Here is a 12428-nt window from a genome sequence, read left to right as displayed (position 1 = left end):
GGGCGTGCGCCCCTCTGCTCCTTGTTTACGGGCCCTCCGGCACAGCTCCAGCCGCTTCTTCTCCTCGTCCGTGTGCCGCCGTCCCGGGCTGAAGAGCTCCTCGATCATGTTGAACACCGCGCCCACCGTGCCTTCCGCCCCCACCAGGGCCACCTCGGTCACCGCACCGTCAGTGTCAGGATCCTGTCGTCGCCCGCCTCCGGCGACCCGCGCCCGTCCGTCTCGCTCGTGACCAGCAGCAATCTGTCGCCGCCGAGGGACACCACCGAGCGCAGCCGGCCGTACTTCCCCGTCAGGAAGGCCTCCGGCTCGGCCACCGGATCCGGCCCGGCCAGCGGGATCCGCCACAGCCGCTCGCCCTTCAGCCCGGCCATCCACACCGAGCCCTGCGCCCAGGCGATCCCGCTCGGCGACGCCTCGTCGGTCTTCCACACGGCCACCGGATCGCGCAGACCTGGCTTGCCCGCCTTCCCCTCGGCCTCCGGCCAGCCGTAGTTCACACCGGGTTCGATCAGGTTCAGCTCGTCCCACGTGTTCTGGCCGAACTCGGACGCCCACAGCCGTTTGTCCTTGTCCCAGGCCAGGCCCTGCACATTGCGGTGCCCGTAGGAGTAGACGACCGAATCGGCCTCCGGATTGCCGTGCACCGGCTGCCCGTCCGGGGTCATCCGCAGGATCTTGCCGCCCAGCGACTTCTTGTCCTGTGCGAGCCCGGTGTCGCCCGTCTCGCCCGTCCCCGCGTAGAGCATCTTGTCCGGACCGAACGCGATCCGCCCCCCGTTGTGGATCAGCCCCTTGGGGATGCCCCGCAACACCGTGTCCGGAGCGCCCAGTTGCTGGCCGGGGTCCCGGTGCTCGTCGTACCGCATCCGGGCGATGCGGTTGTCGGACTCCGTCGTGAAGTACGCGTACACCATCTTGTCCGAGGCGAACGAGGGCGACAGCGCCAGCCCCAGCAGGCCGCCCTCGCCGCCCGGGGCCACCCCGGGCACCTCGCCGATCGGCGTCACGGCGCCGGTGGCCACCGCGACCCGGCTGATCGTCCCCTTGTCCCGCGAGGCGACCAGCAGGTCCCCGCCCGGCAGCGGTGCCACGCCCCACGGGGATTCCAAGCCCTTGGCGATCTCGCCCGTCACCGTCACGGACCCCCTGGCCGGCGGCGCGGCGGCCGCCGGGGAGCCGGACGGGGAGCCCGAGGGGCCGCCCGCCGATGCGGTGGGTGCCGCGCGTGGTGGTGACGTGCCCGGCCCGGCCCCGGGCCCGCCCGCCGGCGCGCATCCTGCCGCGAGCAAGGCCCCGCATCCGGCCAGGGCGAATGCCGCCAGCACTCCACGGATCCCGGTGCCCGGGCCCTCGTACGACGTGTGAGCCTGTCCGTAGCGCATCGTCCTGCTCCCCTCCGGTCCTGCGATCGTGCCCTTCACCCGTTCCAACAGCTGCGGCAGTCCCCGAAGTTCCAGCGCTCGTACACCCGATCGAGTGGTTCACCGGCCGGGCCCCGGCGCGTCGCGCGGTCCGTCACGGTGCGCTCCCGGGCTCAGTCCCAGGCTCGCACCGCCGCCGGCAGCGCCGCGATCTCGGCCAGGTCCCCGGCCGTCAGCGCGAGCGCCGCCGCCCCCGCGTTCTCCGCCGCCCAGTGCGCCCGGTCGGCCCCCGGCACCGGCACCACCTGCGGCCCCTGCGCCAGCACCCACGCCAGCGCCACCTGCGCCGCCGTCACCTGCGGCCCGTGCCGCCGCGCCACCCGCCGCAGCCCCGCCACCAGCACCTGGTTCGCCGCCATCGACTCCGCCGTGAACCGCGGATGCCGGGCCCGCACGTCCTCCCACTCGAAACCCTCGCCCGGCCTGAGCGTCCCCGTCAGGAACCCGCTGCCCAGGGGCATCGCCGCCAGGAAGCCCACCCCGCGCGCCGCGCACCAGGGCAGCAGCTGCCGCGCCGCCTCCGGCGACCACACCGACAGCTCCGCCTGCACCGCGCTCACCGGGAACACCTGCTGGACCCGCTCCAGGTGCCCCAGCGTCACCCGGTACGCCCGGTCCCCGCGCCGCCCCGCCCCCGGTCCGGCGCCCGCGCCCAGCGCGCAGAACCCCAGCGCCCGCACCTTCCCGGCGGCCACCAGCTCCGCCATCGCCCCCCAGGTCTCCTCCACGGGGACGTCCGGATCCACCCGGTGCAGCTGGTAGAGGTCTATGACGTCCGTCCGCAGCCGCCGCAGCGAGGCGTCGCAGGCCCTGCGCATGTATCCGGGCCGGCCGTCCGCCACCACGTGCTGCTCGCCCGCCCGCAGGCCCACCTTGGCGGACACGAACGCCTCGGCCCGCCGCTCCCGCAGCACCCGCCCCAGCAGCAGTTCGTTGGTGAACGGCCCGTACAGGTCGGCGGTGTCCAGCAGGTTCGCCCCCAGGTCCAGGGCCGTGTGCACCGTGGCCAGCGACTCCCCGCCGTGGCGCCGCGAGGGCGCGTACGCCCAGCTCATCGGCATGCACCCGAGGCCGACGGCGCCCACCGTCAGCGCCCCCGCCCCGATCGACCTGCGCTCCACCCGTGCGTCCCCTCCCGCTCCGGCAAACAAACTAACGGCTTGACCAGGATCCTTTGGCCTTGGCATAGCCTCGTGATCATGACTGCAAAGACAGCGGACGTCTGGCTTCCGTTCCCGGCCGACGAGATCGAGGGCCTCCCCGACACCTACCGCTACCGCCACTGGGACGGCGAGGACACCTTCCCGGCCGACCCGGCCGACTGCGTCTTCTACGTCACGCCGTACATGAAGTCCTCCGAGGTCACCCTGCGCCCGCTGGCGGACATGCCCGACCTCGAAGTCGTGCAGACGCTGACCGCGGGCATCGACCACGTCCTGGGCGGCCTCGGCCTGCTGCGCCCCGGCGTCCGGCTGTGCAACGCGCGCGGGGTCCACGAGGCGAGCACCGCCGAACTGGCGCTCACCCTCACCCTCGCCTCGCTGCGCGGCATCCCCGGCATGGTGCGCGGCCAGGACCGCGAGGAGTGGAACGGCGGCTTCTACGACGCCCTCGCCGACAAGTCCGTACTGATCGTCGGCTACGGATCGATCGGCGCGGCCATCGAGGACCGGCTCGCGCCCTTCGAGTGCGCGCGGGTCACACGGGTCGCACGCTCGGCGCGCACCACCGTGCGCGGGCCCGTGCACGCGCACGCCGAACTGCCCCGGCTCCTGCCCGGGGCGGACGTGGTGATCCTCTCCACGCCGCTGACCGACGCGACGCGGGGCCTGGCCGACGCCGCGTTCCTCGCACGGATGAAGGACGGCGCCCTGCTGGTGAACGTGGCGCGCGGCCCCGTCGCGGACACCGCCGCGCTGCTGGCGGAACTGGAGTCGGGCCGGCTGCGCGCGGCGCTCGACGTCACCGACCCGGAACCGCTGCCCGCCGGCCACCCCCTCTGGCATGCTCCGAACGTCCTGATCACGCCTCATGTGGGCGGCAGCAGCACGGCGTTCGAGCCGAGGGCCAAGCGCCTGGTGGCCCGTCAGCTCCAGCGGTTCGCCGCGGGGGAGCCCGTGGAGAACACGGTCCTGGTCACCGACTGACGCGCAGTGCGCACGCTCCGCATCCGTCCGGACGCGCACAGTGGCCACAACTCCCCGCGTGGTAACGGAGAGTAGAGCATCTATGTCCCTGAGTGACGAAAGTGGTGTATCGTCCGGACCAAGGGGCTGCAGCGCATTCGTCTGGCGCTGGTGAGTGATCGGACACTTTGGGGGGCGACGGGCGATGCACGGCCAATGGACGAAGGATCCGATGCGGCACAGCCGCCGGAGGCGACGCTGCAGGGACTGGGCTGCGCCGGAACCAGCCGGCGAGGGGGACCGGTGAATGCCCCGGGGGCGGCGCTGCTGACCAGGCCGCCCGTCTCGGGCGGCAGCGGCAGGAGCCTGGCGATGCAGCTGCTCCTCGCCGTGATCAGCGGCGGGTACGCCGTCGGCGCCGCCCTCGGCTGGGGATCCGAGGAGCTCGCCGAGATCATGGGCGATTTCGGGCTCAGCGGGGCCGCGTTGCTCGCCGCCGTCTCCTGCTACGCCTACGCGCGGGCGATCGACAGCCGCGAGCGCCCCGCCTGGCTGCTCTTCGCCTTCTCCTCCCTCATGGGGGCCTGCGGGAACGCCATCTGGGGCTGGTACGAGGTGGTCCTCGGCGAGGCCGTGCCGAAGCCCTCGCTCGCCGACTTCGCCTTCCTCTGCTTCGCGCCGCCCGCCATCGTGGGCCTGCTCGTCCTCGCCAAACGCCCGGTCACCCGAGCCGGCTGGGTCTGCCTCGGACTCGACTCCTGGCTCATCGGCGGCTCCCTGCTCACGCTGTCCTGGAGCCTGGCCCTCGCCCACGCGGCGCGGACCGCCCAGTCCGGGGCCCCCGGGAGCGTCCCGCGCGCCGCGCTCTCCCTCGCCTACCCGCTGCTGGACATCGCGCTCGTCTCCATGGTGCTGGTCCTGCACTTCCGGCGCTCGGAGGCCAACCGCTCGGCCGTCAACACCGCCATCGCGGCCCTGGCCCTGACCGTGCTCAGCGACGCCCTGTTCACCTCGCCGCTGCTGAGCGCCGAATACCAGTCCGGACAGCTGCTCGACGCCGGCTGGTTCGCCGGCTCGCTGCTCCTCGCGTACGCGCCCTGGGGGGCCCGGCGGATCCACCCGGACCCGGGAGTCCCGGGGATCGCGCGCGCGGACCGCCCGGTCAGCCGCCCCATCACCGGCTCACTGCCCGCCCTCACGCCGTACCTCGCGGCCGCCGTCTGCACCCTGGGCATCCTGTACAACGTGGTGGACGGCAGGAAGGTCGACCGCGTGGTCGTCTTCACCGGATGCACGGTCGTCCTCGCCCTCGTCATCCGGCAGGGCATCATGCTCATCGACAACATCGCGCTGACGCAGGAACTGGCCCAGAAGGAGAACCACTTCCGCTCCCTGGTCCAGGGCTCCAGCGACGTCATCATGATCGCCGCCCCCACCGGAACCCTGCGGTACGTCAGCCCCGCGGCCGCCGGGGTCTACGGGCGCGAGGCCGAGGAGCTCGTCGGCACCGAACTCGCCACCCTGATCCACCCGCACGACCTGGGCCGCGTGGTCCACGAGGTGCGCCGCTTCCTCGCCGCACCACCCGCCGAGGAGCCGACCACCCGCATCGAGTGCCGCTTCAAGTCCGGCAGCGGCGAATGGCTCAACGTGGAGTCCACCGTCAACCGCCACCAGGGCGGCCTCATCCTCAACAGCCGCGACGTCACCGAGCGGGTCCGCCTCCAGGCGCAGCTCCAGCACAGCGCCGAGCACGACCCGCTGACGGACCTGCCCAACCGGGCGCTGTTCACCCGCAGGGTCCGCCAGGCCCTGACCGGCCGGCGCGCGGGGGACCACAGCACCGCCGTGCTCTTCATCGACCTCGACGGGTTCAAGGCGGTCAACGACACCATCGGCCACCAGGCCGGCGACGAGCTGCTGACCGAGGCCGCGCACCGGCTCCAGGACTCCGTGCGCGCCGGGGACACCGCGGCCCGCCTCGGCGGGGACGAGTTCGCGGCGCTGATCCTGGGCGACGGCAACCGCGACCGCAGCGCCCGCGAATACCAGGTGCACGAGATCGCGGACCGGCTGCGCACCACCCTGTCCCAGCCGTACCGGATCGCCGGCAGCGAGGTCCGGGTCGCCGCCAGCATCGGCGTGGCCTTCGCCGACCCCGGCATCACCCCTTCGGACCTGATGCGCAACGCGGATCTCGCGATGTACCGCGCCAAGGCGGGCGGCAAGGACCGCGTCGAGCTGTACGCGCCCCAGATGCAGGCCGAGGTCGTGCGGAAGGCCGAGCTGGCCGGGCGGCTGCGCACCGCGCTCCACGACGGCGAGTTCGCCCTGCTGCACCAGCCCGTGGTCTCGCTGGCCACCGGTGAGGTCACGGCCGTGGCGGCGCAGGCCCGCTGGCGTTCGGCGCAGGGGATCCTGTTCACCCCGGCGGAATTCCTCCGGGTGGCCGAGTACAGCGAGGGCGCGTCGGGCCGGCCCGACGGCCGCTCCGGCGGCGTGGGCGCCGCGCCCGCCCGGGCCGCCGAGCTGGGGCACTGGCTGCTGGAGGAGGCCGTGGTGCAGGCCGCCGAGCGGCACCGGATCGGGCACGACGTACCGGTGGCGGTCCGGATGAGCACCCAGCGGCTGCTGGACCGGGCCGTGCCGCTCGGCTCCGTGGAAGCCCTGCTCACCCGCCACGGGCTGCCGTCCGGGGCCCTGGTGATCGAGCTGACCGTCTCCGACCCCAGGGTCCCCTTCGACGAGCTGGAGCGGCGTCTGGCGGCCCTGCGCCGGCTCGGGGTCCTGATCTCCCTGGACGGCTTCGGCAGCGGCTACGCGGCCATCAGCGCCCTGCGCAGGCTCCCGGTGGACATCCTGAAGCTGGACCGGGGCCTGGTCGAAGGGGTGGTCGAATCCGCCCGCCTCCACAAGATCACCGCCGGTTTGTTGCGTATTGCAAATGATTTGGGCATGCAGTCCGTCGCGGACGGGGTGGACCTGCCCGAGCAGGTCGCGGCACTGCGCGCGATGGGGTGCACACACGGCCAGGGAGTGGCCTTTTCCGGCCCACTCGACGAGTACAGGCTGCGCCGCGCGCTCGTGCGCGGTACGTTCCCAGTACCGGGCGGGGCGGCCCAGCCTGCCTTGGCCGGTGGTTCGTCCGGGGGCTCGATGGCCATCCATAGGGGCTCACATAATGAGACGCCCGTCCCACCCGCTTGACATCCCCCTCCCGCCGGAGGGAGGGTCAGTGCCATGCGCACCCGAATTCTCGTACTTGGAAAGCGCGTCGGCTGAAGCTGGGACCTGCATGTCCCCGCTCCGTACACCCGACGCGCTCCCCTCGCTTGCCTCCTGGCACGAGGGGTTTTTTGTTGCACTGGCACACCTTCGAATCCTCGTAAAACCCTCAGCTTCGAGAAGAGAATGCCGATGACCGAGCAGGCCACCGGGGCCCACCATCCGCAGCCGCGGCCCCGTTCCGGCGGACACCACACCGCCGCAGTTGAGCACGTCACGGGTGCGCAGTCCCTCATCCGCTCTCTCGAAGAGGTGGGGTGCGACACCGTCTTCGGGATTCCGGGCGGGGCCATCCTCCCGGCGTACGACCCGATGATGGACAGCACCAAGGTCCGCCACATCCTGGTCCGGCACGAGCAGGGCGCCGGCCACGCTGCGACCGGCTACGCGCAGGCCACCGGCAAGGTGGGCGTGTGCATGGCCACCTCCGGCCCGGGCGCCACCAACCTGGTCACCCCGATCGCCGACGCCCACATGGACTCGGTGCCGCTCGTCGCGATCACGGGCCAGGTCTCGTCGAAGGCGATCGGCACGGACGCCTTCCAGGAGGCGGACATCGTCGGCATCACCATGCCGATCACCAAGCACAACTTCCTGGTCACCAAGGCCGAGGACATCCCGAAGACGATCGCGGAGGCGTTCCACATCGCCTCCACGGGCCGTCCGGGGCCGGTCCTCGTCGACATCGCCAAGGACGCCCTCCAGTCGAAGACCACGTTCGCGTGGCCGCCGTCGCAGGACCTCCCCGGCTACCGGCCGGTCACCAAGCCGCACGCCAAGCAGATCCGCGAGGCCGCCAAGCTCATCTGCCAGGCCAAGCGCCCGGTCCTGTACGTCGGCGGCGGTGTCATGAAGTCCGGCGCGACGGCCGAGCTGAAGGTCCTGGCCGAGCTGACCGGCGTCCCGGTCACCACCACCCTGATGGCGCTGGGCTCCTTCCCCGACAGCCACCCGCTGCACGTCGGCATGCCGGGCATGCACGGTGCGGTCACCGCCGTCACCGCGCTGCAGAAGTCGGACCTGCTGATCGCGCTCGGCACCCGTTTCGACGACCGCGTCACCGGCAAGCTGGACAGCTTCGCCCCGTTCGCCAAGGTCATCCACGCGGACATCGACCCGGCGGAGATCGGCAAGAACCGCGAGGTCGACGTCCCGATCGTCGGCGACGCCCGCGAGGTCATCGCCGACCTGATCCAGGCGGTCCAGGCCGAGCACACCGAGGGCAACGCCGGGGACTACTCCGCCTGGTGGAAGGACCTCAGCCGCTGGCGCGAGACCTACCCCCTGGGCTACGAGACCCCCGCGGACGGCATGCTCTCGCCGCAGCAGGTCATCCAGCGCATCGGCGAACTCGCCCCCGAGCACACCATCTACGCGGCCGGCGTCGGCCAGCACCAGATGTGGGCCTCGCACTTCGTCAACTACGAGGAGCCCCGCACCTGGCTGAACTCCGGCGGCGCCGGAACCATGGGCTACGCGGTCCCCGCCGCGATGGGCGCCAAGGTCGGCATGCCGGAGCGCACGGTCTGGGCCATCGACGGTGACGGCTGCTTCCAGATGACCAATCAGGAACTGGTCACCTGTGCGCTGAACAACATCCCGATCAAGGTCGCGATCATCAACAACGGTGCGCTGGGCATGGTCCGCCAGTGGCAGACCCTGTTCTACAACCAGCGGTACTCCAACACGGTCCTGCACGCGGACGAGACGGGCCACGACACGGTCGGCTCCCAGCTCGGCGAGTCCACCGCGCCCCGCAAGGGCACCCGCGTCCCGGACTTCGTCAAGCTGTCCGAGGCCATGGGCTGCGTGGCGCTGCGCTGCGAGGACCCGGCCGACCTGGACAAGGTCATCGCCGAGGCCAACGCGATCAACGACCGCACCGTCGTCATCGACTTCATCGTCCACGAGGACGCCATGGTGTGGCCGATGGTCGCCGCCGGCACCTCCAACGACGAGGTCATGGCAGCCCGGGGCGTCCGCCCCGACTTCGGCGACAACGAAGACGACTGAGCCGAGAGAGCCTGAGAGAGAGAACGACTCACATGTCCAAGCACACGCTCTCCGTCCTGGTCGAGAACACGCCCGGCATCCTCGCCCGGATCGCCGCACTGTTCTCCCGCCGCGGGTTCAACATCGACTCCCTCGCGGTCGGCGTCACCGAGCACCCCGACATCTCGCGCATCACCATCGTCGTGAACGTCGAGGACCTCCCGCTGGAGCAGGTGACCAAGCAGCTGAACAAGCTGGTCAACGTGCTCAAGATCGTCGAGCTGGAGCCGCACAACGCCATCGAACGCGAACTCGTTCTGGTGAAGGTCCGCGCAGACAACGAGACCCGCTCCCAGATCATCGAGATCGTCCAGCTGTTCCGCGCCAAGACGGTCGACGTCTCCCCGGAGGCCGTCACCATCGAGGCCACCGGCGGTGCCGACAAGCTCGGCGCGATGCTCAAGATGCTGGAGCCCTTCGGCATCAAGGAGCTCGTGCAGTCCGGCACGATCGCCATAGGGCGCGGCGGACGGTCCATCACGGACCGCAGCCTGCGCGCGCTCGACCGCAGCGCCTGAGCGCCGCGACACCCCCGCACCGCGTTGCCTCTCGCATAGCGAGACCAAGAAACTTCCTCTACGTTCCCCGCCGTACGGTGGGTGCAACACCAGCGCACCAAGGAGATATCCCAGTGGCCGAGCTGTTCTACGAGAACGACGCCGACCTGTCCATCATCCAGGGCCGCAAGGTCGCGGTCATCGGCTACGGCAGCCAGGGCCACGCCCACGCGCTGTCGCTGCGTGACTCCGGCGTCGACGTCGTCGTCGGCCTGAAGGAGGGCTCGAAGTCCAAGGCCAAGGCCGAGGAGCAGGGCCTGAAGGTCGTCTCGGTGTCCGAGGCCGCCGCGTGGGCCAACGTCATCATGATCCTGACGCCGGACCCGCTGCAGGCCGAGATCTACGAAGAGTCGATCAAGGGGCACCTGGAGGAGGGCGACGCGCTCTTCTTCGGCCACGGCTTCAACGTCCGCTACGGCTTCATCAAGCCCCCGGCCAACGTCGACGTCGCCCTGGTCGCCCCGAAGGGCCCGGGTCACCTGGTGCGCCGCCAGTACGAGGAAGGCCGCGGCGTGCCGTGCATCGCCGCCGTCGAGCAGGACTTCTCGGGCAACGCCTTCGCGCTCGCGCTCTCGTACGCGGCCGGCATCGGCGGCACCCGCGCCGGCGTCATCAAGACCACCTTCACCGAGGAGACCGAGACCGACCTGTTCGGTGAGCAGGCCGTCCTCTGCGGTGGCGCCTCCGCCCTGGTCAAGGCCGGTTTCGAGACCCTGACCGAGGCCGGCTACCAGCCGGAGATCGCGTACTTCGAGTGCCTGCACGAGCTGAAGCTCATCGTCGACCTCATGTACGAGGGCGGCCTGGAGAAGATGCGCTGGTCGGTCTCCGAGACCGCCGAGTGGGGCGACTACATCACCGGCCCCCGCATCATCACCGACGCCACCAAGGCCGAGATGAAGAAGGTCCTCGCCGAGATCCAGAGCGGCGAGTTCGCCAACACCTGGATGGCCGAGTACAAGGCCGGTCTGCCGAAGTACAACGAGTACAAGAAGGCCGACGAGGCGCACCTGCTGGAGACCACCGGCAAGAAGCTGCGCAAGCTGATGAGCTGGGTCGACAGCGACGAGAGCTGAGCCCGTGAGCGCGGGGGCCGGGACGGTGCGCCGTTCCGGCCCCCGGCGCACCCGCTGCACGCCGCGACACGGCCCTTCCGCAGCCTGGCTTGTCCACCCCGGCCAACCCCGGACGGGTGATCCTTCCGGACAGGCGGAATTCCGGCCGGGATCCGCCACTACACTGCTCAACACAACGCGTCAGGCCCACAGTGTCGTGCGTCTTCCACGCGGCTACCCCCTCCACCGCCTGCGGCCGTCGGGACGGCCGTCCGCACTGGACTTGTGAGGACCCACGTGAGCTCGAAACCTGTCGTACTCATCGCCGAAGAGCTGTCGCCCGCCACGGTGGACGCGCTCGGTCCGGATTTCGAGATCCGGCACGTCAACGGAGCCGACCGCGCGGAGCTGCTCCCCGCGATCGTGGACGTGGACGCCATCCTGGTGCGCTCCGCGACCAAGGTCGACGCCGAGGCCATCGCCGCCGCCCGGAAGCTGAAGGTCGTCGCCCGCGCCGGTGTCGGCCTCGACAACGTCGACGTCTCCTCGGCCACGAAGGCCGGCGTCATGGTCGTGAACGCCCCGACCTCCAACATCGTGACCGCCGCCGAGCTCGCCTGCGGCCTGCTCGTCGCCACGGCCCGCAACATCCCGCAGGCCAACACCGCCCTGAAGAACGGCGAGTGGAAGCGGAACAAGTACACGGGCGTCGAGCTCAGCGAGAAGACCCTCGGTGTCGTCGGCCTCGGCCGCATCGGCGTCCTGGTCGCGCAGCGCATGTCGGCCTTCGGCATGAAGATCGTCGCGTACGACCCCTACGTACAGCCCGCGCGCGCCGCCCAGATGGGCGTCAAGATGCTGACGCTGGACGAGCTCCTCGAAGTCGCCGACTTCATCACCGTGCACCTGCCCAAGACCCCCGAGACCCTCGGTCTCATCGGGGACGAGGCCCTGCACAAGGTGAAGCCGTCCGTCCGCATCGTCAACGCCGCGCGCGGCGGGATCGTGGACGAGGCCGCCCTGTACTCGGCCATCAAGGAGGGCCGCGTCGCCGGCGCCGGCCTCGACGTGTACGCGAAGGAGCCCTGCACGGACTCCCCGCTCTTCGAGCTCGACCAGGTCGTCTGCACCCCGCACCTCGGCGCGTCCACGGACGAGGCCCAGGAGAAGGCCGGCATCTCCGTCGCCAAGTCGGTGCGCCTGGCGCTCGCCGGCGAGCTCGTACCGGACGCCGTCAACGTCCAGGGCGGTGTCATCGCCGAGGACGTGCGCCCCGGTCTGCCGCTCGCCGAGAAGCTCGGCCGCATCTTCACCGCCCTCGCGGGCGAGGTCGCGGTCCGCCTCGACGTCGAGGTCTGCGGCGAGATCACCCAGCACGACGTCAAGGTGCTGGAACTCTCCGCCCTCAAGGGTGTCTTCGAGGACGTCGTCGACGAGACGGTCTCCTACGTCAACGCCCCGCTGTTCGCGCAGGAGCGCGGTGTCGAGGTCCGCCTGACCACCAGCTCGGAGTCCCCGGACCACCGCAACGTGGTCACCGTGCGCGGCACCCTGTCGGACGGTCAGGAAGTCTCGGTCTCCGGCACGCTGGCGGGCCCGAAGCACCTTCAGAAGATCGTCGGCATCGGCGAGTACGACGTGGACCTGGCGCTGGCCGACCAGATGCTCGTGCTGCGGTACACCGACCGCCCGGGCGTGGTCGGCACCGTCGGCCGCATCCTCGGCGAGGCCGGTCTGAACATCGCGGGCATGCAGGTCGCCCGTGCCGAGGAGGGCGGCGAGGCGCTCGGCGTCCTCACGGTCGACGCGGAGGTGCCGGTGAACGTCCTCGCGGAGATCTCCGCCGAGATCGGTGCGGTCTCGGCGCGTACGGTCAGCCTCGGCTGACGCGTACGAAACCTGCTCGTACGAGTGAAGGGCCCGGGGAAC

Annotated in this window: 9 protein-coding genes; 6 read left to right on the top strand and 3 right to left on the bottom strand. The window is 71.2% G+C overall.

The window, feature by feature from the left end; genetic code table 11:
• The 3 genes from ACFXA3_RS10315 to ACFXA3_RS10305 all read right to left on the bottom strand — a co-directional run.
• The coding region (locus ACFXA3_RS10315; protein ID WP_385184614.1) for a DUF6191 domain-containing protein at positions 1-108 on the bottom strand (108 nt) is incomplete at its 3' end.
• 50 nt (positions 109-158) lie between these two features.
• On the bottom strand, positions 159-1385 hold the full coding sequence (locus ACFXA3_RS10310; protein WP_385184612.1) for a PQQ-dependent sugar dehydrogenase: 1227 nt from the start codon (positions 1383-1385) through the stop codon (positions 159-161).
• Between the two features lie 152 nt (positions 1386-1537).
• Positions 1538-2545, bottom strand: a complete 1008-nt coding sequence (locus ACFXA3_RS10305) for an aldo/keto reductase (RefSeq protein WP_385184610.1) — start codon at positions 2543-2545, stop codon at positions 1538-1540.
• A 78-nt stretch (positions 2546-2623) separates the two neighbouring features.
• On the opposite strand from ACFXA3_RS10305, the gene ACFXA3_RS10300 reads away from it, so the two are divergent.
• The 6 genes from ACFXA3_RS10300 (at position 2624) to serA (ending at position 12386) form a co-directional block, all read left to right on the top strand.
• Positions 2624-3571: a 2-hydroxyacid dehydrogenase gene (locus ACFXA3_RS10300; protein ID WP_385184608.1), complete on the top strand. Its 948-nt coding sequence runs from the start codon at positions 2624-2626 to the stop codon at positions 3569-3571.
• Between the two features lie 282 nt (positions 3572-3853).
• The gene (locus tag ACFXA3_RS10295) at positions 3854-6757 is read left to right on the top strand and encodes a putative bifunctional diguanylate cyclase/phosphodiesterase (protein WP_385184605.1); all 2904 of its coding nucleotides are present in this window, start codon (positions 3854-3856) and stop codon (positions 6755-6757) included.
• A gap of 204 nt (positions 6758-6961) precedes the next feature.
• Complete coding sequence (locus ACFXA3_RS10290; RefSeq protein WP_385184602.1) at positions 6962-8848, top strand: acetolactate synthase large subunit; 1887 nt, start codon at positions 6962-6964, stop codon at positions 8846-8848.
• A gap of 32 nt (positions 8849-8880) precedes the next feature.
• A complete protein-coding gene (ilvN, locus tag ACFXA3_RS10285; RefSeq protein ID WP_054223586.1) occupies positions 8881-9405 on the top strand; it encodes an acetolactate synthase small subunit in 525 nt (174 codons plus the stop codon).
• Between the two features lie 113 nt (positions 9406-9518).
• The gene (gene ilvC / locus ACFXA3_RS10280; protein ID WP_385184599.1) at positions 9519-10520 is read left to right on the top strand and encodes a ketol-acid reductoisomerase; all 1002 of its coding nucleotides are present in this window, start codon (positions 9519-9521) and stop codon (positions 10518-10520) included.
• A gap of 276 nt (positions 10521-10796) precedes the next feature.
• Entirely contained in the window at positions 10797-12386 is a 1590-nt protein-coding gene (gene serA / locus ACFXA3_RS10275) for a phosphoglycerate dehydrogenase (RefSeq protein WP_385184597.1), read from the top strand.
• Positions 12387-12428 lie beyond the last annotated feature (42 nt).

The organism is Streptomyces sp. NPDC059456, assembly GCF_042750055.1.
In the GTDB taxonomy this organism is placed as follows: Bacteria; Actinomycetota; Actinomycetes; order Streptomycetales; family Streptomycetaceae; genus Streptomyces.
This window is presented reverse-complemented; position numbering and strand designations above follow the sequence as displayed.

Excerpts from the sequence above, each read along its gene's own strand:
- ilvN (WP_054223586.1), top strand. The coding sequence starts at position 8,881 with ATGTCCAAGCACACGCTCTCCGTCCTGGTCGAGAACACGCCCGGCATC.
- ACFXA3_RS10310 (WP_385184612.1), bottom strand. The coding sequence starts at position 1,385 with ATGCGCTACGGACAGGCTCACACGTCGTACGAGGGCCCGGGCACCGGG.
- ACFXA3_RS10300 (WP_385184608.1), top strand. The coding sequence starts at position 2,624 with ATGACTGCAAAGACAGCGGACGTCTGGCTTCCGTTCCCGGCCGACGAG.
- ACFXA3_RS10290 (WP_385184602.1), top strand. The coding sequence starts at position 6,962 with ATGCCGATGACCGAGCAGGCCACCGGGGCCCACCATCCGCAGCCGCGG.